This is a genomic window from Achromobacter sp. FW305-C-28 (assembly GCF_058783235.1).
Window position 1 is genome coordinate 52,033 of record NZ_JBYSYL010000019.1, and the last position, 23,521, is coordinate 75,553.

A 23,521-nucleotide genomic window follows, 5' to 3' on the forward strand; every position below is an offset into this window, starting at 1 on the left:
TCAGCGCCCCTTCTTGCCGAGGAACCGGCGCTTGAGCATGGGGATGACCAGGGCGATGGTGACCAGGACCGCGGTGACGAGGTTCAGGTCTTGCGCCTTCAGGCCGATGAAATCGCTATTGAGGGCCAACGCGATGAAGAAGCGGTAGACGATGGCGCCGATGATGACGGCCAGCGTGGCCAGCACCAGCTTGCGCGACGGCAGGATGCTTTCGCCCACGATCACGGCGGCCAGGCCGATGACGATGGTGCCGATGCCCATGGAAATGTCGGAGCCGCCCTGGGTCTGCGCGAACAGCGCGCCAGCCATGGCGACCAGCGCGTTGGACAGCGCCATGCCGAACAGGATCATGCGGCCGGTGTTCACGCCCTGGGCGCGGGCCATGCGGCCGTTCGAGCCGGTGGCACGTACCGCCAGCCCCGTCTGGGTGGCGAAGAACCAGTCCAGCGCCAGCTTGGCCAGCACCACGATGACCACCAGGATCAGGGGCCGCGCCACGTAGTCCGACAGCCAGCCCGGCTGCAGGATCGTGAAGACGGTGGGTTCGGTGATCAGCGGCACGTTGGGCTTGCCCATGATGCGCAGGTTCACGGAGTACAGCGCGATCATCATCAGGATACTGGCGAGCAGATCCATGATCTTGAGTTTGACGTTGAGCCAGCCGGTGACCAGGCCAGCGGCCGCGCCGGCAAAGGTGGCCGCGATGGTGGCGATGAACGGGTCGGTGCCCGCGGCGATCAGCGTGGCACAGACGGCGCCGCCCAGCGGAAAGCTGCCGTCAACGGTCAGGTCCGGGAAGCGCAGCAGGCGAAAGGAGATAAACACGCCCAAGGCCACCAGGCTGAAGATCAGGCCGATCTCCAGTGCGCCTAACAACGAGAACAATGACATGGGTCAAATCCAATCAGGTGAGGAACGAGCATATTAGAGATTTGAAACGTCCAACTTCTTGCGTTTCGGCATCAGTTTTACCCGAGCTTTTGCAATAAACGTTTCTTGCCGCGTGATTTTCTCTCGATTCCTGCCAAGGCGTCGCCAGGCTTGGCGGCCAGGGCCGCAAGCGGGCTGCTTGATGGACGCTCCGGGGGAGCAAAACGCAGCGTGGCAGCCAGAAGCCGACATGCCGTTCAAGACCAACGCCATCGCGCCGGGCCGCGCGCACCTTGTGGATGCTGCCGCCCTGTGGACCCCGCCTGTCGGCCGGGCAAACAAGAAAACAAGATAAAACAAACCCCGCGCGCGCCGGGTAGGCACGAGCGGGGCGAACCAGCCGATACTTTACTTCACGACCACCGCGGCCGACTTGATGACCGCGTCGGACAGCGTCACGCCTTGCTTGGCGGCCGCGCCCGGGTTCACGTAGAGCTCGAGCTTGTTGATGGTTTCGGACGGGATGGCGCCGGGCTTTTCACCCTTCAGGATGCGCACCACCACCTTGCCCGTCTGCACGCCCAGGTCGCGGTAGTTGATGCCCAGGGCGGCGATGCCGCCGCGCTTGACGCTGTCGGTATCCGAGGCGATCAGGGGGATCTTCGCGTCGTTGCCGACCTTCACCAGCGACTCGTAGGCCGAGACCACGTTGTTGTCGGTGTTGGTATAGATGACGTCGACCTTGCCGATCAGGCTGCGCGCGGCGGACGCCACGTCGACCGAACGCGGGGCGGCGGCTTCGACCAGGCTCATGCCCGACTTGGGCAGGATTTCCTGCAGCTTCTTGACCACCACGACCGAGTTGGCTTCGCCCGGGTTGTAGACGATGCCGACGCGCTTGGCGTTGGGAACGATCTTCTTGATCAGGTCGACCTGCTTGTCCAGCGCCAGCAGATCCGACACGCCCGTCACGTTGGTGCCCGAGGCGTCCATGCTGGACACGAGCTGGGCGGCAACCGGATCGGTCACGGCGGAATACACCACCGGCACGTCCTTGGTGGCGGCCACGACGGCCTGGGCCGACGGGGTGGCGATGGCCACGATGGCGTCGGGCTTGTCGCCGACGAACTTGCGGGCGATCTGGGCGGCGGTGCCGTTGTTGCCCTGCGCGCTCTGGTACTGCCACTTCAGGTTCTTGCCCGGCTCGTAGCCGGCGGCCTTCAGGGCGTCCTGCACCCCGTCACGCACGGCATCCAGCGCCGGATGCTCGACGATGGCGGTAACCGCCACCGACTTCTGCTGCGCCGACACGGGCGCGGCGATCGCCATCGCCAGCGCCATGGCGCCCACCGTCAGAAAATGTTTTTTCCCGATCAGCATAGATAAGCTCCTTGAACCCTTGGTATTTGTTCATTGTTACGGCTGTTCCGCAGGCTTCCCTGCGGTTCCGGTCCAGCCGTAAAGCCGTATAGTCTAACGTGTCGCAACACAAATTAACTTGGGGGGAATCCCTGAAATGGTGCATGCGCAGCACGCCTGCCCCATGCCGGGGCGAGCGGCGCCAATATACTAAAAGCGCCGCCCCCGCGCGACACGACATCCGCGACATCGTCGTCGCGGCACCTGATTGGCGCCACCCAAAGGCCTTACCATGATCAAACGCGCACTGGGCCGTTCCGGCCTGCAGATCCCTCCCCTGACTTTCGGCGGCAACGTCTTCGGCTGGACCGTCGACGAGGCCGGCACGTTCTCGCTGCTGGACGCCCTGGTTGACGCGGGCCTGAACTTCATCGACACGGCCGACGTGTATTCGCGCTGGGTCCCCGGCAACCAGGGCGGCGAATCCGAAGCCCTGATCGGCAAATGGCTCAAGCGCTCGGGCAAGCGCGACCAGGTCCTGATCGCCACCAAGGTCGGCATGGAAATGGGCCCGGACGCCAAGGGCCTGGCGCCGGCCTACATCCGGCGATCGATCGATGCGTCGCTGGCGCGGCTGCAGACCGACCACGTCGATCTGTACCAGTCGCACAAGGACGACCCCGATACCCCGCTGACCGATACGCTGGGTGAATACGCCAAGCTGATCGCGGCCGGCAAGGTGCGCGCCATCGGTGCGTCCAACTACACGCCAGTGCGCCTGTCCGAAGCGCTGATCGCAGCCGAACGGCACAACCTGCCGCGCTACGAAAGCATCCAGCCCGAATACAACCTATATAGCCGCGAGCCTTTCGAGGCCGGCTTGCAGGCCCTGGTGAAAGCGCAGGACATGGGCACCATCAACTACTACGCGCTGGCCAGCGGCTTTCTCAGCGGCAAATACCGCAGCCCGGCCGACGTCGGCAAAAGCGCGCGCGGCAAGAAGATCGTCGACACCTACCTGAACGACCGCGGCTACCGCATCCTGAAGGCGCTGGACGAAGTCGCCGAAGACGCCGGCTGCACGCCCGCGCAGGCCGCGCTGGCCTGGCAGATCGCGCAGCCGGGCATCACCTCGCCGATCGTCAGCGCCACGTCGCTGGCGCAACTGGATGAATTGGTGAAGGCGGCCAGCCTGACGCTCACGCGTGACCAGTTGGCCAAGCTCAGCCTGGCCAGCGACTGGCGCTGAGGCGGCAGTCGCTACCCGCGGGCCGCCACGCGGCCCGCGGCATGCATCAATCCAGCTTCACCCCCGAATCGCTGACCACCTTGGCCCAGCGCGAGACTTCGCTGTCGACGAACTTGCCGAACTCGGCGCCCGTCAGCGTCGGCACCGACGAGCCGTTGCTTTCCCAGGTTTCCTTGATCTTGGGCGCGTTCAGGGCCTTGGTGATTTCGGCCGTCATGCGGTCCACGGCCTCGGGCGGGGTGCCGGCGGGCGCCCAGATCGCGTACCAGGTCGACACCACGTAGTTCGGCACACCGGCCTCGGCCGCGGTGGGCACGTCGGGCAACGACGGCGAGCGCTTGTCGGCGGCCACCGCCAGCGGCTTGATGGTGCCCGAGCGGATGTGGCCCGACGAAGATCCCAGCCCGTCGAAGGCCAGGTCCACCTGGCCGCCGATCAGCGCGGTCAGCATGGGGCCGGCGCCCTGGTAGGGCACATCCACCAGCTTGATGCCGGTCTGCATGGCGAACAATTCACCGGCCAGATGGTGCGTGCTGCCCTTGCCGGCCGTGCCGAAGTTGATCTCGCCCGGATGCTTCTTGGCATAGTCGACGAATTCCTGCACCGTCTTGACCGGCAGCTTGGTGGCGTTGATGACGACCACCTGCGGCGGCTGCGCCACCAGCGCGACCGGCACGAAGTCTTTCTGGATGTTGTAGTTCAGGCTCTTGTACAGCGACGGCGCCAGCGCGTGGTGCGCGCCGCCCATGAAGAACGTGTAGCCATCGGGCCGGGCCTTGGCCGCCACGCCCGCGCCGACGGTGCCGCCCGCCCCGCCCTTGTTGTCGATGACGACAGACTGCCCCATCTGCAGGGTGAGCTGCTGGGCCAGCGGGCGGGCAAAGGTATCCGTGCCGCCGCCTGCGGGAAAAGGCACGATGAGCGTGATGGGCCGTTCCGGCCAGGATGCGGCGCCGGCGGCGCCGCCAAACCCTGCGGCCGCCGTGGCCAGCAAGGCCGTGGCGAGTATGCGGTATTTCATATTGTCTCCTCTTGCTGCAGCGTGGGGACGGCGCGTTTCCCGCGTCTCGTCTCTTGTGTTTTCTGGATCGGGTGCTGCCAGGGTATTGCGGGGATAGGGTGGACTGGCGTGTTGATCGGGCTCCTTGAAAAAATGCCGGTCCCCAGGGACCGGCACGGTGTCGCGGCGCTACAGCGTTTGATAGGTTTCGCGCAGCACGTTCTTTTGCACCTTGCCCATCGTGTTGCGGGGCAATTGGTCCACGATGTGCAGGCGCTTGGGCACCTTGAAATTGGCGATGCGCGCCTTCAGTTCGGCCTGCATCGCGGCCGCGTCCAGCGACACGCCTTCCTTGGGCACCACCACCGCCACCACCGCTTCGCCGAAGTCCGCGTGTGGCACGCCGATCACGGCCGATTCGGCCACGCCCGGCATGTCGTCGATCAGGGTTTCGATTTCCTTGGGGTAGACGTTGAAGCCGCCGGAAATGATCAGGTCCTTGCTGCGGCCCACGATCGACAGGTAATCGGCCGGCACGTCGCGGCCCGCGGATTCGCCGCCCCAGCGGCCGACGTCGCCCGTCTTGAACCAGCCGTCCGCGGTGAATTCCTCGCGCGTCTTTTCCGGCATGCGCCAGTAGCCCGAGAACACATTGGGTCCGCGCACCTGCACGTTGCCGATCTCGCCCGGCGCCAGCGCAATGCCGGCATCGTCCACCACCCGCACCTGCACGCCCGGCAAGGCTCGGCCCACGGTGCCCGCCAGGCGTTCGCCATCGGCCGGATCGTAGGGGTTGGAGGTCAGCATCACGGTTTCGCTCATGCCGTAGCGTTCGAGAATGGCGTGGCCGCTGCGCTGCGCGAAATCGGCAAAGGTCTCGGCCAGCAGCGGCGCCGACCCCGAGATGAACAGGCGCATGTTGGCGCACAGTTCACGGTTGAAACGCTTGTCGGCCAATAGCCGCACGTAATACGTGGGCACACCCATCATCACAGTGCTTTGCGGCAGGTAGCGCAGCGCCAGATCGGCATCCAGCTTGGGCAGCCAGATCATCTTGGCGCCGGCCAGCAAGGCGCCGTGCGACGCCACGAACAGGCCATGCACGTGGAAGATCGGCAGCATGTGCAGCAGCACGTCGTCCGAACGCCAACCCCAATATTTGTGCAGCACCTGCGCGTTGGACGCCAGGTTGCCGTGCGACAGCATCGCGCCCTTGCTGCGGCCGGTGGTGCCCGACGTGTACAGAATGGCAGCCAGGTCATCCGGCTTGCGCGCCACGGTCTTGAAGGTCTGTGACAAACCGCCCGCGGCATCCAGCAGCGTGCCGCTGCGGTCTTCGTCCAGCGTATAAACATGGGCGCAGCCGGCCTTGTCGGCGGCGCGTTGCACCCAGTCGCGGTTCTTGCTGGCGCACACCACCACGGCGGGTTCGGCATTGCCCAGGAAGTACTCGATCTCGGCTTCGCGATAGGCGGTATTCAGCGGCAGGTACACCAGCCCCGCGCGCAGCGTGGCCAGGTACAGCAGCAGGGCCTCGGGCGATTTCTCGACCTGCACCGCCACCCGCGCGCCCTCGGGCAGCTTGAGCGAGCTGAGCAGGTTGGCCAGGCAGGCGGTGGCCCGGTCGATGTCGTCCCAGGTGTAGGCAAGGTCGGGCGTCTCCAGCGCGACCTGCTTGCGGTTGGCGGGAAATCCGCCTTGCAGCACAGCGTATAGGTTGGCGTTGCTCACCGTATTCAATCTCCGGAAAAAAGAGGGTCTACGCCAGCCAGGAAGGCGCGCACGCCTTCCTTGTGGTCGCGGCTGTCGGCGTAGGAGAAATAATCCTGGTATTCGTCTTCGGTCAAGGCGCCGCCACGGGCCAGCCGGGCGGACAGGCGCTTGTTGATGCGGGCGGCCAGCGGCGCGCCCTGGGCGATGCGCTCGGCGCTGCGGCGCACCTGGGCGGCCACGTCGGCATCGGCCACGATGCGGGTCAAAAGGCCCAGGTCGCGGGCCTCGGCGGCGCCGAACACGCGGCCTTCCAGCAGGATGGCTAGCGTGGCCGCGCGTCCCGCCAGCGCCAGCAGGCCGCGCATTTCATCGGGCGCCATGGGAAAGCCCAGCCGATTGATCGGCACGCCGAAGCGGGCGGATTCCCCCGCGATGCGCAGGTCGCACTGGCTGGCGATTTCCAGCCCGCCGCCCACGCACACGCCGTCGATCTGGGCCACCACCGGCTGCGGGCATTCAGCCACCGCCCGCAGCGCGGGCGCCAGCACCTCGCGGTGATAGCGCTGCACGCCCGCGGCGTCGGCGCGTTCGACCGGAAATTCGCGGATGTCGGCGCCCGCGGCGAAATTGCCGCCCTCGCCGCGGACCACCACGCAGCGCAGCGCGTCGTCCTGCGCGATGCGCGTGAACACATCGCGCAGCTCGTGCCACATGGCCACGGTGATCGCGTTCAGGCGGCCCGGGTGCGATAGCGTCACCCAGGCCAGATGGCCTTCGCGCTGCAACAGCACACGGCCGGCCACGTCGTCTGTCATGTCCCCTCCCGAGTTTGTCTGCGAGCCTGCCGGCATGGCACAGGCCCGCGCTCTTCTGTATTTATTGCCGGGCGGCGCGGCCGTCAGGCCACGCGCCCCACGCTGCGGCTGACCTGGGGCTTGCCATCGTGCAGCCGCGCCAGGTTGTCGTCGAGCTCATCCAGGTCGTACAGGTAGTTGACCATCAGCGCGCACGACTGCTTGAGCCCCTTGGCCGAGGTATCGGCTGCCCAGTTCAGGCGTTCGATGCGCGCGCCGTTGCCCAGGTGAAAGCGCGCCACCGCGTCCACCGGCAGGCCGTTCTTCATGGATTGCAGGTAGTGCGCGGCCAGCCGGAAGGCGGCGCGCTTGACCACGTCGGGCGTCTTTTTCGCCTGCGCGGCGCGCGCCAGCCGGGCCACCCAGCGCTGGCCATCGGGCACGCCGGCACGCTGGCGCGCCTTGGCCCGCGCCTTGTCTTCGCGCACGATGGCCTCGACCGCGTCGGCGTCCAGCTTGCCCAGCCAGTCGGCAAAACCGGGAATCGGCGACAAGGTCGCGAACGACTTGAGCTTGGGCAGCTCTTGCAGCAACTGCTCGACCACGCGCTTGAGCAGGAAGTTGCCGAAGCTGATGCCCTTCAAGCCCGGCTGCGTATTCGAGATGGAATAGAAGATCGCCCAGCGCGCCTTGTCCAGGTCCTGGCTGGGCGCATCGCTGTCCAGCAGCACCTGCACGTTGTCGGCCATCTGGCCGGCAAAGGCGACTTCGACGAAGATCAGCGGCACGCCCGGCATCTGCGGATGGAAATAGGCATAGCAGCGGCGGTCGGGCGCAACCCGGTGGCGCAGGTCGTCCCACGATTTGATCTCGTGCACGGCCTCGTAGATGATCAGTTTTTCCAGCAGCGAGGCGGGCGAATCCCAGGTCAGCGGGCGCAGTTCCAGCAGGCCCACGTCGAACCAGGCCGACAGCAGGCCTTCCAGGTCTTTGTCCAGCGCCTGGATGCCCGCCACCTGCTTGCGCCAGCGCAGCATGTCGGCGCGCAATTCCACCAGGAAGCGCAGCCCCAGCGGCTGCGCATTGAAACGCTTGAACAGGCGCACGCCTTCGCCGGCCTCGCCCGCGAAACTGCCGCGCACCTGCGCCAGCGCGGCCAGCATCAGGCGGCGGTCCTTGCCGTCGGCCGCAGCGTATTGCTCGCACCAGCGCCGCGCCAGCTTGTTGGCGGCCACGTCGGTCAGGCGCGCCTCGAACAGGCGCCGCACTTCGGATTCGCTGGGCAGGCGGCCGCGTTCCCACAGGCGCCCCAGGCGCGTGATCAGGCTGCCGGCCTCGTTGGCGGCCGACTCCACGGTGTCGGGTTCGGGCTCAGGCGTGCGTGCGCCGCGCGCGGGCGCGAGATTGGCGGGTGCGTTCATGGGCGGGTTCCTCAGCAACGGGAAGGTCGGAAAACGGCGTGTCCTGCGGATCGTCGGCGGCCAGGGCGCGCAGCACTTCAAGTTGGCGCATCAGGTGGTGGCGGGCCAGCGCTTCCGCGCGTTCGCCATCGCGAGCACGCAGGGCCTCGAAGATGGCCAGGTGCTCGCCGCAGGATTCCTGGATGCGGCCTGGCCAGGCCAGGCTGCGGTGGCGCGACAGGCTCAGCACCTTGCGCAGGTTGCCCACCATGTCCACCAGCCACTGGTTGCCGGCCAGCGCCTGCACGGCCTCGTGAATCAGGTAGTTGGTCTGGTAGTAGGCGTCGATGCGGCCGGCGGCGGCATGGCCGGCCAGCGCCTCGTGCAGCGGCGCCAGCGCCGCCAGTTGCGCATCGGTGGCCTTGCGCGCGGCTTCGAAGGCGCAGCGGCCTTCCAGCATGGCCATCAGCGGAAAGATGTCTTCGAGGTCTTGCGGGGACAGTTCATTGACAAAGCAGCCGCGGCGCGGCTCCAGCCGCACCAGGCCTTCGGTGGCCAGCACCTTCAGCGCCTCGCGCAGCGGCGTGCGGGAAATGCCAAGTTCGCCGGCCAGTCGCAGCTCGTCGATCCATTCACCGTTGCTGAGCGCGCGGGCGTGGATCATGCCCCGCAGGCGATCCGCGACTTCCAGGTACAGGGCTTGCCGGACGATGGGTTGGGTCATGGGCTGACGGCCGCAATGCGCCGTAATTCATAATTATGAATAAGCCCATCATATCCCTGGCGATCGAATTCCGGCTAGCCGGACAGCTAAGGATTTGCCCTAACCCGCCACGACAGAACGCGCGGGCGGGCAGGGACTTTCGGGGGAATCAGAAGTGCAGAATCCCGTCGACCACGTGGCGGGTCAACGACCGCGCCCAGCGGCGGGCCGGCAGGCCGTACTTGGATTCGACCACCTCGGCGCGCGCCAGCAGCTCGGCCGGCGTGATCGCCAGGCGCGGGCCGGAAAACGCCAGCACGATCTGGTTGCCGGCGTCGATTTCAGGCAGCAGCACGATGCGGTCGTCAAAGGCCTTGGACAGGTTGTCGATGTTCTTGCCGAAGCTTTCGTGGCGGCCGAACAGGTTCACCGCCACCACGCCGACATCGCCCAGCACCCGGCGGCAGTCGCGGTAGAACTTGACGCTGTCGCGCACCGGACCGGCGGCGGACGCGTCGTACAAGTCCACCATCAGCACCGGGCAGCGGCCGGCATTGGCGGGGTCGGCCGCCCAGACGGCGGCATCGTCGTGTTCGACCTTGAGCCGGTTTTCGCCGGGCAGGCGGAAGAACATATGGCAGGCGGCGGTCACGCGCGGGTTCCATTCCACTGCCAGCAAGGGACTGCGCGTGTGCTTGACGCAGAAGCGCGCCAGCGACCCCGCGCCCAGGCCGAACAGGCCGATGGCGTCTTCCTTGGGGGGTTCCAGAAACAGCAGCCAGGCCAGCATCTGGCTGGTGTATTCCAGCACCAGTTCCGACGGGTTCTTGATGCGCATGGCGCCCTGGACCCATTCGGTGTTGAAGTGCAGATAGCGCACGCCGTCCACTTCGGACAGGGTCGGCTGGTCCAGTTCAGAGGGGAATTTGGATTTGTACATGGCGCGATTGTAGGGCCGGCGGATGGGGCCGGCCCCGCCCGCCGCGCGATCAGATGCGCTCGAAGATCGCGGCGATGCCCTGGCCGCCGCCGATGCACATGGTGACCAGCGCGTAGCGGCCCTGCACCCGTTGCAGCTCGTGCAGCGCCTTGACGGTGATGATCGCACCGGTGGCGCCGATGGGGTGGCCCAGGCCGATGCCACTGCCGTTGGGGTTGACCTTGGCCGGGTCCAGCTTCAGCTCGCGGCTCACGGCGCAGGCTTGCGCGGCGAAGGCCTCGTTGGCTTCGATGACGTCCAGTTGGTCGACCGTCAGGCCGGCGCGCTTGAGCGCGGCCTGCGTGGCCGGCACCGGGCCGATGCCCATGATGTTGGGGTCCACGCCGGCATGGGCGTAGGCCACCAGGCGCGCCAACGGCTTGATGCCGCGCTTGGCCGCGACGGATGCGTTCATGAGCACCAGGGCGCCGGCGCCGTCGTTCAGGCCCGACGCATTGCCGGCCGTGACGGTGCCGTTTTCTTTCTGGAACACCGGCTTCAGGCCCGCCAGGCTGTCGGCGGTGACGTCGCGGCGCACGTGTTCATCGGTGTCGAACACGACTTCGCCCTTGCGCGTCTTTTGCACCACCGGCACGATCTGGTCGCGGAAATAGCCGGCCTCGATGGCGGCGGCGGCGCGGCGGTGCGATTCTGCGGCCAGCGCGTCCTGGTCCTGGCGGCTGATGCCGAACTTGGCGGCCACGTTCTCGGCGGTGACGCCCATGTGCATGCGGCCGAAGGGATCCGACAGCGCGCCGGTCATCATGTCCTGCATGACACTGTCGCCCATGCGCGCGCCCCAGCGCTGGGCCGGCGCGATGTATGGCGCGCGGCTCATGCTTTCGGCGCCGGCGCCGATGGCGATCTCGGCGTCGCCCAGCAGGATGGTCTGCGCTGCCGACACGATGGCCTGCAGGCCCGAGCCGCACAAGCGGTTGACGTTGAAGGCCGGCGTTTCCTTGGCGATGCCGGCGTTCATGGCCGCCACGCGCGACAGGTACATGTCGCGCGGTTCGGTATTGATGACGTGGCCCACGGCAACGTGGCCGATTTCGTCGCCCGAGACGCCGGCGCGCTCGAGCGCCGCGCGGATGACGGTGGCGCCCAGGTCGCAGGGCGGCACGTCTTTGAGCGCCCCGCCGAAATCGCCGATGGCGGTACGGACGGCAGACGCGACGATGACTTCATTCATGGTGTTTCCTCCTTGTAATGCGTTCCATCATACCCGCGCGCCCGGGGGCCTTACCGGGCACCGCCGGCCCCGCCGATCGATTATCGGACAGACATCCAGCGATCGCTGATTCATATCGCCCGCCCGGAAAAAAATATTGGACACGCCTCGCGCCGCTCGCGGATAGTGGCCTCTCGCCGCGCCTGCCCGGCGCCCGCCCGACCCGGACCCCGCCCCATGATCGATACGCTGGACCTGACCGCCATTCCCCCGCAAGACGAAGCGCTGCGCACCGAGGTCCGCGCTTTCCTGGCCGAGGCCCTGGACGGCCTGGCGCCGGACCAGCGGGCCCGCTCATGGATGGGGTATGACGCCAGCTTCAGCCGCCAGCTGGCCGAACGCGGCTGGCTGGGCCTGACCCTGCCGCGCGAATATGGTGGCGCAGCGCGCGGCCATTTCGCACGCTTCGTGCTGTCTGAAGAACTGCTGGGTGCGGGCGCACCGGTATCGGCGCACTGGATCGCGGACCGCCAGAGCGCGCCGCTGATTCTCAAGCTGGGCACGACGGCCCAGAAAGCCTTCTACCTGCCGCGCATCTGCCGCGCCGAGGCCTTTTTCTGCATCGGCATGAGCGAACCCGGCTCGGGCTCGGACCTGGCCAGCATCCGCTCCCGGGCCGAACCGGTGCCCGGCGGCTGGCGGCTGAACGGCAGCAAGGTCTGGACCACCAACGCGCACCGCTCGCACTACATGATCGCGCTGGTGCGCACGTCCGGCACGTCGGAAGATCGGCACCAGGGCCTGTCGCAGGCCATCATCGACCTGTCATTGCCAGGCATCACCATCCGCCCCATCCGTGATCTGGCCGGCGATGCGCATTTCTCGGAAGTGTTCTTCGACAACGTCGAACTGGCGCCCGACGCGCTGATCGGCGAGGAAGGCGCGGGCTGGGCCCAGGTCAACGCCGAACTGGCGTTCGAACGCAGCGGACCCGAACGTCTGTATTCCAGCATCGCGCTGCTGCAATGTTGGCTGGCGCACTGCCGCGGCGAGGACCGCACGGACAGCCCCGACGCCGCGCTGCTGGGGTCCGTGCTGTCGCAGATGGCGGTGCTGCGCGCGATGTCGCTGGCCGTGGCGGGCAAGCTGGCCGCGGGCCAAAGCCCCGCCATCGAAGCGGCGCTGGTGAAGGACCTGGGCACCGAGCTGGAACAGGACATTCCACGCCTCATCGCCGACGCGCTGGGCCGGCGCCCCGACCGCCCGCCCCCCGCGCCGCTCGTGCGCACGCTGGCCTACCTGGAGCAGGCCGCCCCCACGTTTTCGCTGCGCGGCGGCACCCGCGAAATCCTGCGCGGCATCATCGCGCGCGGCCTCGGCCTTCGATAAGGACACCCCATGGATTCCCTTTTTGGCGATGCGGCCGAACGCCTGTTCGCCCAGACCAGCACCCCCGACCTGATCCGCCGCGCCGAACTGGGCCAGCCGCCCATCGCCGCCTGGCAGGCCTGCGAGGCCGCCGGCTTTGCCGATGCGCTGGTACCCGAGGCGCAGGGCGGCGCGGGGTTGATGCTGGCCGATGCACTGCCGCTGGCCACCGCCGCCGGTCGTCACCTGTGCCCCTACCCCATCGTCGACACGATGCTGGCGCGCGCCTGGCTGGCGCAAGCGGGCGCCACGCAATCCCGTGGTTCGATCGCGCTGGCGCCGCATGGCTGGACCTTGCAAGGCCGTCGCGTCACCGGCGTCCAGGTGCCCTGGGTACGCAGCGCCGATGCGGTGCTGGCGCGTATCGACGGCCAGGCCTGGCTCTTGCCGGTGGCCCGGGCCGCGATCGCCACCGACGGCGTGCATGGCTGCCTGGCCGCCCCCGCGCGCTGGTCGCTGGACGACGGCGAACGCATCGACGCGCCCGCCGGCCTGCCCGCATTGGAAACCCTGACGGCCACGGCCTGTGCCGGTTTGATCGCCGGCGCCATGGACCGGGTATTGGCGATGACGCTGGACTACGCCAACACGCGCAGCCAGTTCGGCAAACCCATCGGCCGCTTCCAGGCCGTGCAACAGCAGATCAGTATCATGGCCGAGCAGGTCTGGGCGGCGCGCATGGCGGCGCAACTGGCCTTCCAGGGCCTTGCCCGCTGCGGCCTGCCGCAGCCGCTACTGGCCGCATTGGGCAAGGCCCGCGCCAGCCAGGCGGTCGCGCGGGTGGCCGACATCGCGCATGCGGTGCACGGCGCCATCGGCATCACCGACGAATGCGACCTGCAGCTGTATACGCGGCGGTTGCGCGAATGGCGCCTCGCGGCAGGCACCGAGTCGTACTGGCACGAGCGTATCGGCACGCAAGCCCTGGCCAGCGGCCTGGATGCGCTGCCGTTCCTGCGTGAAGCCCTGTTCGACAAGGAAGCAGCCTGACGTCTTACGCGCCCTGCCCCAGCATGCTGTCGCGCAACCGCAGCACCGACGCGCACGACGTGCCCCGATGCGTCACCAGCGACAGCGACAACGCATTGCGCGCCTCCGTATCCGTCAGCGCCACGAACGCCACGTGCGGCGTGGAATAGGCCCGCGTCACGCCCGGCACCAGCGCCAGGCCCATGCCGCTGGCCACCAGGCTGACCAGCGTCTGCACCTGGATCGCCTCCTGGCTGATATGCGGTGAAAAGCCGGCCTTGCGGCACAGCGCCTGCGTCACGCCGTGCAGCCCCGGCACCTTGGCCGGCGCATACGTCACGAAGCTCTCACCGCGCGCGCGGGCCAGGTCTACCGGCCCGCCGCCCGCCAGCGGATGCCCTGCCGGCACCGCCAGAATCAGGTCGTCGCGCTCGACCACCCAGGATTCCAGCGCCGTGCCCTCGGCCAGCGGGCCGCGCACCAGGCCGGCGTCGATCTCATTGGCGCGCAGCATCGCCGCCAACCCCACCGTGCTGTCTTCGCGCAATTCCAGCTGCACGTCGGGATATTGCGCGCGAAACGCCGGCAGGCAGCGCGGCAGCAGCATGTAGGTGGCCGACCCGACAAAGCCCAGGCGCAACGTGCCCCACTCGCCCAGCGCCACGCGGCGCGCGGCCTGGCGCGCCTGGTCGGTGTGGAACAGCGCGCGGCGGGCATCGGCCATCAGGGCATCGCCCGCGGGCGTCAGCGTCACGCCCTTGGCACCGCGCACCAGCAGCGGCACGCCCACCGCGTGTTCGAGTTTCTGGATCGACACCGACAGCGCGGGCTGCGCGATGTGCAGCGCGTCGGCGGCGCGGCGGTAGCTACCCAGTTCGGCAATGGTGACGAACTGGCGCAACTGCCGTAGATCGATAGCCATAACGGATTCCATATCAAGCAATACCGAAGCCATATTAGACGCGTATACGCCACGCCGATAGGATTCCCGCCATGACCTCCCCTTCCCCCTCCCTTGCCCACGCCGCCGCGCTGGGCGGCGTGCGCGTGCTGGACCTGACGTCGGTCGTGTTCGGTCCGTACGCTTCGCAGATCCTGGCCGACTACGGCGCCGACGTCATCAAGGTGGAGGCGCCCGGTGGCGATTCCACTCGCCGCACCGGCCCCGCGCAGGAACCCGGGCTGGCCGCCATTTTCCTGGGCCTGAACCGCAACAAGCGCAGCGTGGTGCTGGACCTGAAGCAGGACGCCGCGCGCCAGGCCCTGCTGACGCTGGTAGACCGGGCCGACGTGCTGATGCACAGCATGCGGCCGGCCAAGATGGCCGCGCTGGGCCTGGACCCGGCCACGCTGTGCGCCCGCAATCCGCGGCTGGTGTATGCGGGCCTGTACGGCTTTGGCGCGGGCGGCGCCTACGACGGCCGGCCCGCCTACGACGACATCATCCAGGGCCTGGCGGGCTTTGCCGACCTGGCCAACCGCCAGACCGGCACGCCGCGCTACCTGCCCACGGTGGCCGCCGACAAGACCTGCGGCCTGGTTGCCGCGCACGCCATCCTGGCCGCGCTGTTCCAGCGCGAACGCACCGGCCTGGGCCAGCAGCTGGAAGTGCCCATGTTCGAGACCATGGCGTCCTACGTGCTGGTCGAGCATTACTACGGCCGCCACCTGGCCGATACGCCCGACGGCCACCCCGGCTATCCGCGCGTGCTGACTCCCTGGCGCAAGCCCTGCCGCACGGCCGACGGCGACGTCTGCCTGATGCCCTACACCGACGCCCATTGGCGCAACCTGTTTGTCGCCACCGGCCACCCTGACCTGGCAGACGACCCGCGCTTTGCCGACATCACCTCGCGCACCCGCCACATCGAAACCCTGTACGAACTGCTGGCCGGCATCGTTGCCGCGCACCCCACGGCCCATTGGCTGGCGCTGTGCGAACAACTGGAAATTCCCGCCGCCCCCGTCAACCGCCTGGAAGACCTGGAAAACGATCCGCACCTGCGCAGCGTGGATTTTTTTCAGCCGCTGCAAAGCGAATCCGGCAGCGGCTATCGCTTCACCCGCAACCCCGTGCGGCTGCAACGTTCAGAGGTGCCCCCCGCCATGCCGCCGCGGCTGGGCGAGCACACCCGTGACGTGCTGCGCCAGGCCGGCCTGGACGACGCCGGCATCAACGCCCTGCTGCACAGCGGCGCGGCACAGCAGGCCGAGACCCCTTCCGTTTCCTTCAAGGATCCCGCATGACCGCAGACCGCAACGCCCCCGCCCAGCTCGGCCAGGGCTTCTACTGGCAGGACCTGACCGTCGGCCAGCGCTTTCGCACTTTCCGCCGCACCGTCACCGAAACCGACATCGTCAACTTCATCAGCGTCACCGGCATGCTGGAAACGATCTTCATCGACGCCACCTATGCGCACGGCGCCATCCAGGGCCGCCCCGCGCCCGGCGCGCTGACCTACGGCCTGATCGAAGGCCTGATCATGCAGGGCATGGTGCAGGGCACCGGGCTGGCACTGCTGGAAGTGCACAAGAAGATGCTGGCGCCGGTCGTGGCCGGCGACACCGTCTGGGCCGAGATCGAAGTGACCGGCGTGCGCCCGACCTCGCAACACAATCGAGCAGTCGTCTCGTCCACCATCGATGTCTATAACCAGCACGGCAAGGCCGTCATGACCTACACCGCCACGCGCATGCTGGCGGGCCGGCCGGATCGGAAGCCGGACTGAAACGCCCATTTTTCCGGCACCCAGCGGACAAGCGCCCCACCCAGAGGACACTGCCGCGCAGAGGCCCCGCCACGCGGTATGCCGCAGGCAACGGCCTCATCCCAAGAAAAGCACAAGGAGACAACCATGAAGCACGCATTGCGCGCGGCCTTGCTGGCCGTCCTGGCGCTGGCCGGCGCCCCCGCCGCCCAGGCCGCCTGGCCCGAACGTCCCATCACGATGGTGGTGCCCTTCCCGCCCGGCGGCCCCACCGACCTGGTCGCGCGGGTGCTGGCCAAGCAGTTGACCGACCAACTGGGCCAGACCGTGGTGGTGGAAAACAAGGGCGACGCCAACGGCAACATCGGCATGCAGTACGCGGCCGCCGCCAAGCCCGACGGCTACACGGTGCTGTACAACACCTCGTCGATCGCGCTCAGCCCCAACCTGTACCGCTCGCTGGCATTCGATCCGGTCAAGGATTTCACGCCGGTTTCGTCCACCGCCGTGATTCCGCTGGTGTTGCTGGTGCACCCGTCGGTGCCCGCCAAGGATGCGCAAGGCTTCGTGGACTACGCGCGCCGGCATCCGGGCAAGCTGTCCTATGGATCGGCGGGCGCGGGCAACGTCACGCACCTGGGCGCCCTGCTGCTGCTACGTTCGCTGCAGATCGATGCCGTGCACGTGCCGTACCGCGGCAGCGCGCCGGCCATGACCGACCTGGTCGGCGGCCAGGTGCAGTTGATGACCAATACGTTGAATGATTCGCTGGGCTTCATCCGCGAAGGCAAGCTGCGGGCACTGGCCGTCACCAGCCGCACGCGCAGCGAGCAACTGCCCGACGTGCCCACGGTGGCGGAAACGGTGGCGCCCGGGTTCGAGATGGGGGCCTGGCAAGGCGTGGTAGTGCCAGCCGGCACGCCGGACGCGGTGGTGCAGAAACTCAACGCCGAAATCCGGCGCGCGTTGCAGTCGGAACAGATGCAGAAGCAGTTGAAGGTACAGGGCGCGCAGGCCCTGGGGTCGACGCCCGGGGAATACGGCGCCTACATCAAGAGCGAGATCCAGCGCTGGGGCGCGGTCATCAAGGAGGCCGGCGTCAAGCTGGATTGAAGCGCTGGGCAATGGCGGGCGATCGGGCCGGGCGCAAACGCCCGGCAAGATACCGCCGCGCCGGGGCCTGCCCGGACCGGCGCCCTGGGCCTTAGCGGCCGGCGGCCTTGGCGCTCAGGCCGTTGGCCACGCCCATGTCGGTCTTGGGCACGTCGCGGATCAGCACGCGCACGTCTTCACCCGAAATGCCGATGCTGTCGCACACGGCCTGGTTCAGCGCCGCGATCAGGGCGGATTTCTTGGCCTCGTCGCGCCCTTCGATCAGCGCGGCGTCCACGCGGGCCATGGCGCGGCCGATCTCGCCGGCCACGATCACGTGTTCGGCCGGCACTTCCTGCAAGACGATGCGCACGCTGGCCAGCGGCGCGGCAATGCTATCCACCACCGCCTGCGAGGCCGCCTTCAGCAAGGCGGTCTTCTGGGCGGCCGAGTGGCCCTGCATGATCTGGACATTCAAAATAGGCATGACGGGTTCCGATATTCCGAATAGGGACGAACCGGCGTTCCGTGCCGGCCAGCCATCATATCCGGAGCCGGCGCCAGGGCAAGCCCTGGCGCGCGGCAAGCGGCCGCGGGTCGCCGGCCGCCGGATCGCCGGCCGCCACGCCTTCAGGCGGCTTCGCCCCGCTTGGCCGGCTGGGGCTGGCCTTCCAGCTCAGCCTTGGCGGGCGTGCCGTCGGCAGCCGGCGCAGCGTTGGCCGCGCCCTCGCCTGCCACGGGCTGGCCCGAAGCCGGTTCGCCCGCCCCGGGTTGACCCGTGCCACTGGCTTGCGCTGCGTCGCCTGCCGCCGCCTCGGTGGACGATTCCGCCAGCACCGGCGTCACCAGTTCCACCACCTTCTTGCGCGACAGCATGCCCAGGAACTCGTCGTTCTCGCCCGTCACCGCCACCGGCTGGTCGCTGTGCACCAGTTGCGCCAGCACCTCTCCCAGGCCGGCCGTGGCCGGCACCGAAGCCAGGTCCTCGACAAAGCGCGACACGTCGCGCCCGCCTTCGCGCACGGCCTGTTCAGCCGCCACCAGCGTCAGCACGCCGGCCAGGCGCTTGCCGTCCAGCACCGGCGCGTATTCATAGTTCAAGGCGCGCATGCGATCCACGGCGTGCGCGGGACGCGAACGCATGGTCAGCGTCAGGCGCGCCGGGTTCACCGCGTGGGTCGCGTTCAGCACCTTGGTGCGGTTCACGTCCTGCAGGAACGACTGCACGTAATCGTTGGCCGGGTTCAGCAGAATGTCTTCCGGCGTGCCTTCCTGCACCAGTTCGCCATCTTTCAGGATGGCGATGCGGTTGCCCAGGCGCAGGGCCTCGTCCAGGTCATGCGTGATGAAGACGATGGTCTTGTTCAGCTTGGATTGCAGCTGCAGCAGCTGGTCCTGCATCTCGCGGCGGATCAGCGGGTCCAGCGCCGAGAAGGCTTCGTCCATCAGCAGGATTTCGGCATCGGTGGCCAGCGCGCGCGCCAGGCCCACCCGTTGCTGCATGCCGCCCGACAATTGATGCGGATACTGCTGCTCGAAGCCCGACAGACCCACCTGGTCCAGCCATTCGCGAGCGCGCTTTTCGCGTTCGGCGCGGCCCACGCCCTGCACGGTCAGGCCGTACGCGGCGTTGTCCAGCACGGTGCGGTGCGGGAACAGGCCGAAGCGCTGGAACACCATGCTCATCTTCTTCTGGCGGAAGGTTTCCAGGTCGCGCTTGTTCAGGCTCACCACGTCCACGCCATCGACCAGGATGTGGCCCGCGCTGGGCTCGATCAGGCGATTGAAGTGGCGGATCAGCGTCGACTTTCCCGAGCCCGACAGGCCCATGATGACGTAGATGCTGCCTTCGTCGATCGACAGGCTGATGTCGCGCAGGCCCAGCGTGTGGCCGCTTTCGGCCAGCAGCGCTTCCTTGGTCATGCCGTCCTGGGCGGCCTTCAGCCACTTCTTCGGATGCGGTCCAAAAATCTTGTAGATGTTCTTGACTTCGATCTTGCTCATCGCTGGCCTCCCATGCGCATGCGCTGTCCATACGATTGCGTGATCCGGTCGAACAGCACGGCCAGCACCACGATGCCCAGTCCGGCCAGCAGGCCGCGGCCCACCTCCAGACGGTTGATACCCAGCAAGACTTCATAGCCCAGGCCGCGCGCGCCGATCATCGAGGCGATCACCACCATGGACAGCGCCATCATCGTGGTCTGGTTGATGCCGGCCATGATGTTGGGCAGGGCCAGCGGCAACTGCACGCCGAACAGCTGCTGGCGTGGATTGGCACCGAAGGCGCGCGAGGCTTCCAGCACTTCGCGGTCGACCAGGCGGATGCCCAGGTCGGTCAGGCGGATCAGCGGCGGCACGGCGTAGATCACGGTGGCGATGATGGCGGGAATCTTGCCCAGGCCGAACAACATCACCACGGGGATCAGATACACGAAACTGGGCATGGTCTGCATCACGTCCAGCACCGGCAGCATGATCGAACGCAGCCAGTTCACGCGCGCCATCAGCACGCCCAGCGGAATGCCGATCACGACCGACAGGCCGGCCGCCATGATCATCAGCGCCAGCGTCTGCATGCCGGCGTCCCACAGGCCCAGCACGCCGATGACGCACAGCAGCGCGCCCATGGCCAGGCTCAGCACGATACGGCGGCTGACCAGCCAGGCGATGACGACGGTGACGGCCACGACGGCCCACCAGGGCGAGCTGCGCAGCAGCTGCTCCAGCCAGACCAGCGCGTGCAGCACGGGCTGCGACAGCGTTTCCAGCGTGTCGGCGTAGTTGGTGACGAGATGATCGACGAAACCGTCGATGGCTCCCCGCACTTGGCGGGCAGGAATAATTTCAGGAAACATGCTTTCGACTCCATTTCAGCGCGTACGCCGCAAGGGCGCGCCGCTGGCGCAGGAGAAAATGCTCCTGCGCATTGCCCGCGCATGCGGGCCCTGTGCCGGCCGAAGGGCTTTTTCCCCTTGGGGGCATCCCAAGGGGAAAAAGTCCAACTGGCGGCGCGCCCGGGCGGAGGATGCCCGGGCGGCTGCGCCGCCGAGGATGGCGGCGGGCGGTTACAGCGCGCTTTGCACGCGCCCGGCGACGTCAGCGGGAACCCATTTGTTCCAGACGTCGGGCTTGGTCTTCAGGAACCACTTGGCCACGGCGGCAGCGTCGTCACCGGACTCTTCCATGTGGGCCAGGGTTTCCGTCATCACGGGCAGCGGCACCGAGACCTTGGACAGGAATTCGGTCAGCACCGGCGCTTCCTGCGAGAACTTGGTATTCACGGCCGTGAAGACGGGGTTGTCGGGATAGGCGCTGGGCTCGGGCTTGGCGCACTTGGGCGACGTCAGGCACTTGTGCTTTTCGGCGTCGTAGGGCGGCAGGTCCAGTTTGACCAGGTCCATCGCGCCCACCAGCGGCGTGGGCGACCAGTAATAGAACACCACGTTCTGCTTGCGCTTGTAGGCCGACATCAGGGCCGCCTTCTGCGCCGCGCCCGTGCCGGGCGAGTACAGCGTGAACGAATCATCCAGCTTCAAGGCATGGAACAGGTTGGTGCTGGCGACTTCGCAGCCCCAGCCCGCCGGGCAGCCGTAGAAACGGCCCTTGCCGGGTTCCTCGGGGTCCTTGAACTTGTCCTTGAACTTGGGCAGGTCGGCCGCGGACTTCAGTTCGGGCAGGCGCTCGGCCGTGTAGCGGGGGATGTACCAGGCCTCGCCGCCCATGTAGAGATCGCCGACCCGCTTGACGCGGCCGGTCTTTTCAGCGCGCTCCCAGGGTTCGGCAACGCTGTTCAGCCAGATCTCGGTATTGATATCCAGGTCGCCGCGCTCGAGCGCGGCCAGGGCGGGCAAGGTCTCGGTGGGCAGGGTTTCGGTTTTGCAGCCGTAGCCCTTTTCCATGATGAATCGTTCAACATCGACCAGAACCAGGTTGGATTCCCAGTTCATGGCGCCGAAGTTGATCGGACGCTTGAGTTCGCATTGCGGGGCATCGGCGGCTTGGGCCGTGCCAGCAAAGGCGAGCAAGACGGCCGCGGCGGCCAGGGTCTTGACGGGGGTGAAACGCATTGGCTTTTGCCTCCATAGGTTCAGGGACACGGCGGCGCGAAAACCAGCCGTGCCATGGAGCTAAGGGGGTTGTGCGGAAGACGGGCAGAACCGCCAATACAAACCGACACTAGCAACAAGAGGATCCGCAGGGTGCGGGGTCTTGCAAGACAGGAGTCTCAAAAACTAAGTTTTCGAGAACCCACAGAAAGTGAACAAACTGAAAGAAGAAGGCAGCATCTTAAACGAAATTGACGCACGACCCAACCCCAAGCCTGAATGAAACGGATACATTCCGGCCCAAAAACGTGCGGGACAACCCGGATTCCCAAGAGGCGATTCCTCGATTTTCCCTGGGGAATCGCCTGCCGAAAATGCCGATACATTTAGTTAATGTTTTGTTCGTATAAATACATTTAAGGGGCAAATCCGGGCTGGAATTGCGCCTGAATCGCGCTCGGATCGCGCCCAAAACACGTCCTATTCAGCTCATATTCAGCATCAAATCAGCCTTCAAATCGGGCCGGATTCGATCGAGAACAGGATCGAATCCGGCCCCCGAAAGCCAACGGATCGCGGCCCGGACGCCGCCCCGACACCGGCGGTTCAGGCCTTTTGTCCGTCCTCGCTGCGGTACATATAGTCGCGCCGCCACGGGTAGGCCAGATCGACGGGGTTGTCCAGTTCGTCAGACCGTCCGCCCGCTGGCGGCTGGCCCAGTATCTGGTGCAGCGCGATCCACCCATGCTCGAACGCCATGGCGCAGCCGGCCAGGTACAGCCGGTAGGCCCGCAGCGAACGCGCGCCCTGCTCGCCGCTCAGGATCTGCGCGGCCTCGGGCAGGCGCGCTTCCAGCGCATCGCTCCAGGCCCACAGCGTGCGGGCGTAGTGCGGCCGCAGGTTTTCCACGTCCACCTCCTCCAGTCCGCCGTTGGTCATGGCTTCCATGACCACGCTGATGTGCGTCAGTTCGCCGCCCGGGAAGATGTACTTTTCGATGAACTCGCCCATGCCGTTGCCCAGTTCGGCGTTGTAGACGCCGGCCGCGGTGATGCCATGGTTCATGATCAGCCCGCCCGGCTTGAGCAGGCGGCGCAGCTTGGCGAAATAGCCTTCCAGCTGGGCCCGGCCAACGTGCTCGAACATGCCCACCGACGCAATCTTGTCGAACGGCACCGCCTCGTCCAGCTTGCGGTAGTCCAGCAGTTCCATCCGCACCCGGCCCGACAGGCCCTTGTCCTGGATCAGCTTGGTGACGTGGGCGTGCTGGTTGCGCGACAGCGTGATGCCCGTGGCATCCACGCCGTAATGTTCAGCGGCCCACAGCAGCAGCCCGCCCCAGCCGGCGCCCACATCCAGGAAGCGCTCGCCCGGCTGCAGGCGCAGCTTGCGGCAGATGTGGTCGAGCTTGGCCTCTTGCGCCTGGGCCAGGTTCATGTCCGCCGTGCGGTAGTAGGCGCAGGAATAGACCCGGCGCGGGTCCAGCCACAAGGCGTAGAAATCGTCGGAAAGATCGTAGTGGAATTCGATCTGGCGGGCGTCGCGCTCGACCGAATGGCGCCACACCGACATCACCTTGCGCACCAGCTCCGTCAGCCAGCCGCCGCGCGCCGCATCCACCGGCGACCCCGGCAGCATCGCCGATGCCGCCGCCATCACGTCGCGCATCGAACCTTCGATATCGATGCGGCCTTCGACGTAATCCTGCCCCAGCACGCCCACCGCGCCTTCGGCCAGATGGGCCAGCGCCGTCTTGTCATGCGTGACGAACCGGACCTGCGGGTCCGGCGGCCCCACCACGGTGCCGTCGGGCAGCACCAGCTGAACAGTCACGGGCAAGGCCTGGAGCTTGCGTTCCACAACAGACAACAAAGGACTCACAGCATCTCCTCTGAAATACGTACGGACACGTCGAACTGTATCGGAAATCTGTTGCAATTTGCGTGTAAGGTGCCCCGTGATACAGTCATTGGCTTGGCGCAAATCGTGCAATAAAGCCCGACGCACCCTGTCCCTCGCTCCGTGTTCCCCGCGCGA

21 protein-coding genes are annotated in these 23,521 nt (G+C 67.1%); 6 read left to right on the forward strand and 15 right to left on the reverse strand.

The window, feature by feature from the left end; all coding sequences use genetic code 11:
• Together AC3WMR_RS29850 and AC3WMR_RS29855 are read right to left on the reverse strand one after the other, a co-directional pair.
• Nucleotides 1–891 (reverse strand): ABC transporter permease, encoded by an 891-nt coding sequence (locus AC3WMR_RS29850; RefSeq protein ID WP_492266701.1) that lies wholly within the window; start codon nucleotides 889–891, stop codon nucleotides 1–3.
• 387 nt (nucleotides 892–1,278) lie between these two features.
• Entirely contained in the window at nucleotides 1,279–2,250 is a 972-nt protein-coding gene (locus AC3WMR_RS29855; protein ID WP_025137870.1) for an ABC transporter substrate-binding protein, read from the reverse strand.
• Between the two features lie 271 nt (nucleotides 2,251–2,521).
• Between AC3WMR_RS29855 and AC3WMR_RS29860 the strand changes: the two genes are divergently transcribed.
• Complete coding sequence (locus tag AC3WMR_RS29860; protein ID WP_025137871.1) at nucleotides 2,522–3,478, forward strand: aldo/keto reductase; 957 nt, start codon at nucleotides 2,522–2,524, stop codon at nucleotides 3,476–3,478.
• 46 nt (nucleotides 3,479–3,524) lie between these two features.
• Here the strand turns inward: AC3WMR_RS29860 and AC3WMR_RS29865 are convergent, their stop codons facing one another.
• The 7 genes from AC3WMR_RS29865 to bktB form a co-directional block, all read right to left on the reverse strand.
• Nucleotides 3,525–4,499: a Bug family tripartite tricarboxylate transporter substrate binding protein gene (locus AC3WMR_RS29865; protein WP_025137875.1), complete on the reverse strand. Its 975-nt coding sequence runs from the start codon at nucleotides 4,497–4,499 to the stop codon at nucleotides 3,525–3,527.
• A gap of 168 nt (nucleotides 4,500–4,667) precedes the next feature.
• Nucleotides 4,668–6,209 carry a malonate--CoA ligase gene (locus AC3WMR_RS29870; RefSeq protein ID WP_492266702.1) on the reverse strand — a complete coding sequence of 514 codons (1,542 nt, stop codon included), beginning with the start codon at nucleotides 6,207–6,209 and terminating at the stop codon, nucleotides 4,668–4,670.
• 5 nt (nucleotides 6,210–6,214) lie between these two features.
• Entirely contained in the window at nucleotides 6,215–7,006 is a 792-nt protein-coding gene (locus tag AC3WMR_RS29875) for an enoyl-CoA hydratase/isomerase family protein (RefSeq protein WP_492266703.1), read from the reverse strand.
• An 83-nt stretch (nucleotides 7,007–7,089) separates the two neighbouring features.
• Nucleotides 7,090–8,406, reverse strand: a complete 1,317-nt coding sequence (locus tag AC3WMR_RS29880; RefSeq protein WP_492266704.1) for a malonyl-CoA decarboxylase domain-containing protein — start codon at nucleotides 8,404–8,406, stop codon at nucleotides 7,090–7,092.
• A complete protein-coding gene (locus AC3WMR_RS29885; RefSeq protein WP_025137879.1) occupies nucleotides 8,357–9,109 on the reverse strand; it encodes a GntR family transcriptional regulator in 753 nt (250 codons plus the stop codon). The genes AC3WMR_RS29880 and AC3WMR_RS29885 overlap by 50 nt, the downstream gene beginning before the upstream one ends.
• A gap of 148 nt (nucleotides 9,110–9,257) precedes the next feature.
• Nucleotides 9,258–10,028, reverse strand: a complete 771-nt coding sequence (locus AC3WMR_RS29890) for a class I SAM-dependent methyltransferase (RefSeq protein ID WP_492266705.1) — start codon at nucleotides 10,026–10,028, stop codon at nucleotides 9,258–9,260.
• A gap of 49 nt (nucleotides 10,029–10,077) precedes the next feature.
• Complete coding sequence (gene bktB, locus AC3WMR_RS29895) at nucleotides 10,078–11,259, reverse strand: beta-ketothiolase BktB (protein WP_175218453.1); 1,182 nt, start codon at nucleotides 11,257–11,259, stop codon at nucleotides 10,078–10,080.
• A 216-nt stretch (nucleotides 11,260–11,475) separates the two neighbouring features.
• Here bktB and AC3WMR_RS29900 point away from each other — a divergent pair, with 216 nt between their 5' ends.
• Nucleotides 11,476–12,627, forward strand: coding sequence for an acyl-CoA dehydrogenase family protein (locus tag AC3WMR_RS29900; RefSeq protein WP_492266706.1), 1,152 nt, complete (start codon nucleotides 11,476–11,478; stop codon nucleotides 12,625–12,627).
• Nucleotides 12,628–12,636: 9 nt separating this feature from the next.
• A complete protein-coding gene (locus tag AC3WMR_RS29905; RefSeq protein ID WP_492266707.1) occupies nucleotides 12,637–13,656 on the forward strand; it encodes an acyl-CoA dehydrogenase family protein in 1,020 nt (339 codons plus the stop codon).
• Between the two features lie 4 nt (nucleotides 13,657–13,660).
• Here the strand turns inward: AC3WMR_RS29905 and AC3WMR_RS29910 are convergent, their stop codons facing one another.
• Nucleotides 13,661–14,557 carry a LysR family transcriptional regulator gene (locus AC3WMR_RS29910; RefSeq protein WP_492266708.1) on the reverse strand — a complete coding sequence of 299 codons (897 nt, stop codon included), beginning with the start codon at nucleotides 14,555–14,557 and terminating at the stop codon, nucleotides 13,661–13,663.
• 71 nt (nucleotides 14,558–14,628) lie between these two features.
• Between AC3WMR_RS29910 and AC3WMR_RS29915 the strand changes: the two genes are divergently transcribed.
• From AC3WMR_RS29915 to AC3WMR_RS29925, 3 genes are all read left to right on the forward strand, one after another.
• Complete coding sequence (locus AC3WMR_RS29915) at nucleotides 14,629–15,882, forward strand: CaiB/BaiF CoA transferase family protein (protein WP_492266709.1); 1,254 nt, start codon at nucleotides 14,629–14,631, stop codon at nucleotides 15,880–15,882.
• Entirely contained in the window at nucleotides 15,879–16,364 is a 486-nt protein-coding gene (locus AC3WMR_RS29920) for a MaoC family dehydratase (protein WP_175196447.1), read from the forward strand. Before AC3WMR_RS29915 ends, AC3WMR_RS29920 begins: the two co-directional genes overlap by 4 nt.
• Nucleotides 16,365–16,490: 126 nt before the next feature.
• Nucleotides 16,491–17,456 carry a Bug family tripartite tricarboxylate transporter substrate binding protein gene (locus tag AC3WMR_RS29925; RefSeq protein ID WP_492266710.1) on the forward strand — a complete coding sequence of 322 codons (966 nt, stop codon included), beginning with the start codon at nucleotides 16,491–16,493 and terminating at the stop codon, nucleotides 17,454–17,456.
• A 91-nt stretch (nucleotides 17,457–17,547) separates the two neighbouring features.
• On the opposite strand, the gene AC3WMR_RS29930 is transcribed toward AC3WMR_RS29925, so the two are convergent.
• From AC3WMR_RS29930 to AC3WMR_RS29950, 5 genes are all read right to left on the reverse strand, one after another.
• A complete protein-coding gene (locus tag AC3WMR_RS29930; RefSeq protein ID WP_492266711.1) occupies nucleotides 17,548–17,922 on the reverse strand; it encodes a tautomerase family protein in 375 nt (124 codons plus the stop codon).
• A gap of 143 nt (nucleotides 17,923–18,065) precedes the next feature.
• Nucleotides 18,066–19,439, reverse strand: a complete 1,374-nt coding sequence (locus AC3WMR_RS29935; RefSeq protein WP_492266712.1) for a quaternary amine ABC transporter ATP-binding protein — start codon at nucleotides 19,437–19,439, stop codon at nucleotides 18,066–18,068.
• Nucleotides 19,436–20,293, reverse strand: a complete 858-nt coding sequence (locus AC3WMR_RS29940) for an ABC transporter permease (protein WP_025135633.1) — start codon at nucleotides 20,291–20,293, stop codon at nucleotides 19,436–19,438. Before AC3WMR_RS29940 ends, AC3WMR_RS29935 begins: the two co-directional genes overlap by 4 nt.
• 210 nt (nucleotides 20,294–20,503) lie before the next feature.
• A complete protein-coding gene (locus tag AC3WMR_RS29945; protein ID WP_492266713.1) occupies nucleotides 20,504–21,505 on the reverse strand; it encodes an ABC transporter substrate-binding protein in 1,002 nt (333 codons plus the stop codon).
• Nucleotides 21,506–22,090: 585 nt separating this feature from the next.
• The gene (locus tag AC3WMR_RS29950; protein ID WP_492266714.1) at nucleotides 22,091–23,365 is read right to left on the reverse strand and encodes a class I SAM-dependent methyltransferase; all 1,275 of its coding nucleotides are present in this window, start codon (nucleotides 23,363–23,365) and stop codon (nucleotides 22,091–22,093) included.
• Nucleotides 23,366–23,521: the final 156 nt, after the last annotated feature.

Bases quoted from the DNA above. Each gene is read 5' to 3' on its own strand.
- AC3WMR_RS29850 (WP_492266701.1), bottom strand. From the start codon at position 891: ATGTCATTGTTCTCGTTGTTAGGCGCACTGGAGATCGGCCTGATCTTC.
- AC3WMR_RS29855 (WP_025137870.1), bottom strand. From the start codon at position 2,250: ATGCTGATCGGGAAAAAACATTTTCTGACGGTGGGCGCCATGGCGCTG.
- AC3WMR_RS29860 (WP_025137871.1), top strand. From the start codon at position 2,522: ATGATCAAACGCGCACTGGGCCGTTCCGGCCTGCAGATCCCTCCCCTG.
- AC3WMR_RS29865 (WP_025137875.1), bottom strand. From the start codon at position 4,499: ATGAAATACCGCATACTCGCCACGGCCTTGCTGGCCACGGCGGCCGCA.
- AC3WMR_RS29875 (WP_492266703.1), bottom strand. From the start codon at position 7,006: ATGACAGACGACGTGGCCGGCCGTGTGCTGTTGCAGCGCGAAGGCCAT.
- AC3WMR_RS29880 (WP_492266704.1), bottom strand. From the start codon at position 8,406: ATGAACGCACCCGCCAATCTCGCGCCCGCGCGCGGCGCACGCACGCCT.
- AC3WMR_RS29885 (WP_025137879.1), bottom strand. From the start codon at position 9,109: ATGACCCAACCCATCGTCCGGCAAGCCCTGTACCTGGAAGTCGCGGAT.
- AC3WMR_RS29890 (WP_492266705.1), bottom strand. From the start codon at position 10,028: ATGTACAAATCCAAATTCCCCTCTGAACTGGACCAGCCGACCCTGTCC.
- bktB (WP_175218453.1), bottom strand. From the start codon at position 11,259: ATGAATGAAGTCATCGTCGCGTCTGCCGTCCGTACCGCCATCGGCGAT.
- AC3WMR_RS29900 (WP_492266706.1), top strand. From the start codon at position 11,476: ATGATCGATACGCTGGACCTGACCGCCATTCCCCCGCAAGACGAAGCG.
- AC3WMR_RS29905 (WP_492266707.1), top strand. From the start codon at position 12,637: ATGGATTCCCTTTTTGGCGATGCGGCCGAACGCCTGTTCGCCCAGACC.
- AC3WMR_RS29910 (WP_492266708.1), bottom strand. From the start codon at position 14,557: ATGGCTATCGATCTACGGCAGTTGCGCCAGTTCGTCACCATTGCCGAA.
- AC3WMR_RS29915 (WP_492266709.1), top strand. From the start codon at position 14,629: ATGACCTCCCCTTCCCCCTCCCTTGCCCACGCCGCCGCGCTGGGCGGC.
- AC3WMR_RS29920 (WP_175196447.1), top strand. From the start codon at position 15,879: ATGACCGCAGACCGCAACGCCCCCGCCCAGCTCGGCCAGGGCTTCTAC.
- AC3WMR_RS29925 (WP_492266710.1), top strand. From the start codon at position 16,491: ATGAAGCACGCATTGCGCGCGGCCTTGCTGGCCGTCCTGGCGCTGGCC.
- AC3WMR_RS29930 (WP_492266711.1), bottom strand. From the start codon at position 17,922: ATGCCTATTTTGAATGTCCAGATCATGCAGGGCCACTCGGCCGCCCAG.
- AC3WMR_RS29935 (WP_492266712.1), bottom strand. From the start codon at position 19,439: ATGAGCAAGATCGAAGTCAAGAACATCTACAAGATTTTTGGACCGCAT.
- AC3WMR_RS29940 (WP_025135633.1), bottom strand. From the start codon at position 20,293: ATGTTTCCTGAAATTATTCCTGCCCGCCAAGTGCGGGGAGCCATCGAC.
- AC3WMR_RS29945 (WP_492266713.1), bottom strand. From the start codon at position 21,505: ATGCGTTTCACCCCCGTCAAGACCCTGGCCGCCGCGGCCGTCTTGCTC.